Source organism: Collimonas silvisoli, from assembly GCF_018305005.1.
In the GTDB taxonomy this organism is placed as follows: domain Bacteria; phylum Pseudomonadota; class Gammaproteobacteria; order Burkholderiales; family Burkholderiaceae_D; genus Collimonas; species Collimonas silvisoli.
In genome coordinates this window covers 1-3,206 of the sequence record NZ_JAGQEG010000198.1, presented here as the reverse complement: position 1 = coordinate 3,206, position 3,206 = coordinate 1, and the positions used below count along the sequence as shown (strand labels likewise).

The 3,206-nt window shown below is 45.0% G+C and carries 4 protein-coding genes; 2 read left to right on the top strand and 2 right to left on the bottom strand.

Translation table 11 applies throughout. The features are described from left to right. The first annotated feature begins 182 nt into the window (after window positions 1–182). The gene (locus KHU33_RS25835) at window positions 183–545 is read left to right on the top strand and encodes a hypothetical protein (RefSeq protein ID WP_211468368.1); all 363 of its coding nucleotides are present in this window, start codon (window positions 183–185) and stop codon (window positions 543–545) included. 185 nt (window positions 546–730) lie between these two features. On the opposite strand, the gene KHU33_RS25830 is transcribed toward KHU33_RS25835, so the two are convergent. Next, window positions 731–1,534 carry a hypothetical protein gene (locus KHU33_RS25830; RefSeq protein ID WP_211468366.1) on the bottom strand — a complete coding sequence of 268 codons (804 nt, stop codon included), beginning with the start codon at window positions 1,532–1,534 and terminating at the stop codon, window positions 731–733. 102 nt (window positions 1,535–1,636) lie between these two features. Here KHU33_RS25830 and KHU33_RS25825 point away from each other — a divergent pair, with 102 nt between their 5' ends. Further along, window positions 1,637–2,233, top strand: a complete 597-nt coding sequence (locus tag KHU33_RS25825; RefSeq protein WP_211468364.1) for a hypothetical protein — start codon at window positions 1,637–1,639, stop codon at window positions 2,231–2,233. A 402-nt stretch (window positions 2,234–2,635) separates the two neighbouring features. Here KHU33_RS25825 and KHU33_RS25820 read toward each other — a convergent pair. Then, on the bottom strand, window positions 2,636–3,206 hold a 571-nt coding region (locus KHU33_RS25820), incomplete at its 5' end, for a hypothetical protein (protein WP_211468362.1).

Here is a 3,206-nt window from a genome sequence, read left to right as displayed (position 1 = left end):
TCCCGGCATCCGCTTCCTTCAAGATCCCAATAATCTGCTCTTCCGTAAATCTCGATTTCTTCATGACTAGCTCTCCATCAGCACAGTCACTAACTTTACATTGGGATACTCTGGAGGGGTAAGGTCAGCTACTGTCTATATTGTAGGCAGCATGGAACCGGCCAAATGAACAGGATGCACGCATGGTCATCTGGCAAACTGCAGCGGCAGGGCAAACCGTTAGACATATTCTAGCCAGTCGTCAGGCGACAGGCCGATCTGCCACGGCAGGAATGCGGATGCTACTTATTCAGCGGGAAGATACCCTTTGCTACATTCTCGATCAATTTGTCAGCTTGCCGAAGATATCGCGACACGGTAGATCGCTGAATATTCCACATGCGTTCGAGCTCTTTTGGCTTGGTGCTTTTTTTCCAAATTTTGCCAGCGTTTTTTCCAGCCTTGTTGATCAACTTCAATTTCTCTTCGATCTGCATGCCAGTCATTGTTGGATGCAGTTTCTTGAAATTATAGACCTTCAATTTGTAAAAACATCGTTAATTTAGCTGGTATCAGACCACACATACTAAATGAGCATCTTAGATTAGAGAAAATTACTGCCTAAATTGTGTCCGGTCATTCAGGGGGCTATCTCAGTCCATGCCAAGAAAAATTTTAATGCGGTAACCGCCCATCGCCTGTAAGCAAACGACCTAATATTTCTGCATGTAGGTTATTGCCTAGAATGGGTTCAGCGCTTGGGATCTTTAGGTTCAGCCAACGCATGTTGCTCGCTAGTTTGAGGATTTCGAAACTCAACAAACTCTTTATCTTTGATTGGGATCGATCTGGCGACGCCATCAGCGATTAAAGCAACGAATTTTTCTGAAGCTTCAACTACAAACCCCACAGCGACTGGTTTTCCGCCATCCAACACCTGTGTACAAAATGCCTTTTTGTCTTTTGGATTTGTACAGCCTCCTTCAAATCCTGCCTTATCTCTAAGTGCGACGTCGCGACCAGCGGATTGCCCCACCAACACCGGAATTAACATTAAAAGTGTGATGAAAATGGGAATGTAGTAAATCGCCATAAGAACAACAGTCGGCATCAAGAAGATATCGCCGAGCAGTCCAATAGACTTGCTCATTTTTACTTTTTCCCTCCGGCGTTTCATCCATTCGCTGCTATCCAACCATGATTCAAGCCACGCCGCGCCGATATTCATCAATGCGATATACACCAGCACCCCAAAGACGGCAGCAATTATTCGGATGTCCGTTCCAGCGCTCTTTAACCCGGACGGAAAAAATTCTAACAATGCTTCGAATGCGTAAAGAAAGTAGTCTGTTGAAGTTTTCGGATACAACTCAAATGCGACCCTGAGAGTACGCATATAGGACTGATAGAAGGCTACGCCGATCAAATATGCCGTGGGTGTCAATATTGCCAAGATAAAAGCCTGGTTCAGCCATTTGAATGGTATCTTCGGCTTGCTATCCACTTCCGTTGGCTTATCTACGGCTTTGAGTACAGTGATGCTCTTGTTTGGCATGGCACGTATCTTTCTCTTTCGTTTGCGACGAACATTCTTTCGGAGGGGGGGGTACTCAACAGTTTCTGATATTGTGAATCTTCATCAAAATTTGGATAAAAAATGACAGAAGGTCTATCTGAAACCGAAGCAGTAGCGGGCAACGATCTGCTTTGCGCTATCGGCAATGCCATAACTTGCTGGCAAGGTATTGAGTATACCGTTTGCGAAATCTATCTTTCATTTTTCCCGAAAATGCTACGGGATGTACCCGTTACCGCATTTCACGCCATTAGGACATTCGACGCGCGTCTCACGGTCACAGACGCATTGATCAAACGATTTTGTAATGAGTCTGACATTACTCAGTGGGGCACGCTACGGAAAGAAATCGGAAAGCGAGCAAAAGTGCGTAACGCTGTAGCCCATGGCATGAGCTCAATATTTGGAACAAAGCCGAATAGAAAATGGGGTATTGGCACAAGCCCTTATGATTTAAATAATTTTCAAGGCTCAGGACATCAAAACGATTACTACAGCGCAAAAGAGCTTCAAGAATGCAGTGAAGGGATAATTGCCCTTACCGCAAAACTCGACGCTTTCAGAGCCTCACTAGAAGAAAACTCTGTACTCCAATCAAAACTTTTCTTGCAACAAACTGATGCCGAAAAGAATAATCGCATAGCGCGGGTAATTGCTCATACATCAAAAAAAACTTGAGCCCCATATTTTTAGCGATGAACTGAGCCGCCACACTCCGGATCAATCGGCCATCACATTCCCCATCCCCTCAAACATCTTTCAAGTTTGCAAACCCCGTCAAATCCCGCGTAAAATGCGGGTATCGCGGGTGTAGTTCAATGGTAGAACGAAAGCTTCCCAAGCCCTGCCGCGTGTCAAATCCCCACTGTTCATGCGGCTCTCCGCCGCGTTGTTATGACATGGTTCAAAAGCTCCACACTTATCAACGAGTTAGCAGCCATCACATTTTCTACCCCACCTGTGTAAGCAAAAGCTGTTGATGTGTGTGTTGTATCGACTCCCCGAAAATTGAATCTGGTTAGAACTGAAGAATTTTTAAAATTTGCTGCGTCAGTTTTTTTAAGAACCTGAACGTGCACATTAGCTCCTCTCGCCTTCAGGTCGTAAGCAGGTCTCAATTGTCATTGAGCCGGTGATAGAAAGTGTCAGGATGCCAGGTTTTAAGGGTATAGATTTACTGTCGAACTTCGGAAATAGTTTCACAAGGGTTGAGTAAATCTCCTCGATCAGCGCATGCACAAAAGTAAGAGGCATCTTTAAATTTCGAAATTGCATTGACTCCCCGTTATTCGACAAGGTAATCATGATTGGGCCGCTACCTGTTTGACCACTAGCAATCTGCTGGTGCATATGTTCCTGTTGATTTCGAAAGTCACGCACTTTGTTCTTTTCTACTATCAACAAGTCAACGAAGGGGGCAATGAGCGGTTGTGACTTTGCCAAAATCGACATACACATTTCCATTTTATATAGGGATGTGATGCAGTCTTCCATTGCAAGCGAAAAATCTAGAATCGGCAGATGACGACCTTTCATGATTTGCTCTGGCGGACGTTCACGCTCAGCCAGTTGCGCTAAAATCATATTCCGCGCCTCATCGTAATGACGCGCGGATTTCACCAAGCAGTGTACAAGCCAAAATCGCCACTTC

Excerpts from the sequence above, each read along its gene's own strand:
- KHU33_RS25835 (WP_211468368.1), top strand. The coding sequence starts at position 183 with ATGGTCATCTGGCAAACTGCAGCGGCAGGGCAAACCGTTAGACATATT.
- KHU33_RS25830 (WP_211468366.1), bottom strand. The coding sequence starts at position 1,534 with ATGCCAAACAAGAGCATCACTGTACTCAAAGCCGTAGATAAGCCAACG.
- KHU33_RS25825 (WP_211468364.1), top strand. The coding sequence starts at position 1,637 with ATGACAGAAGGTCTATCTGAAACCGAAGCAGTAGCGGGCAACGATCTG.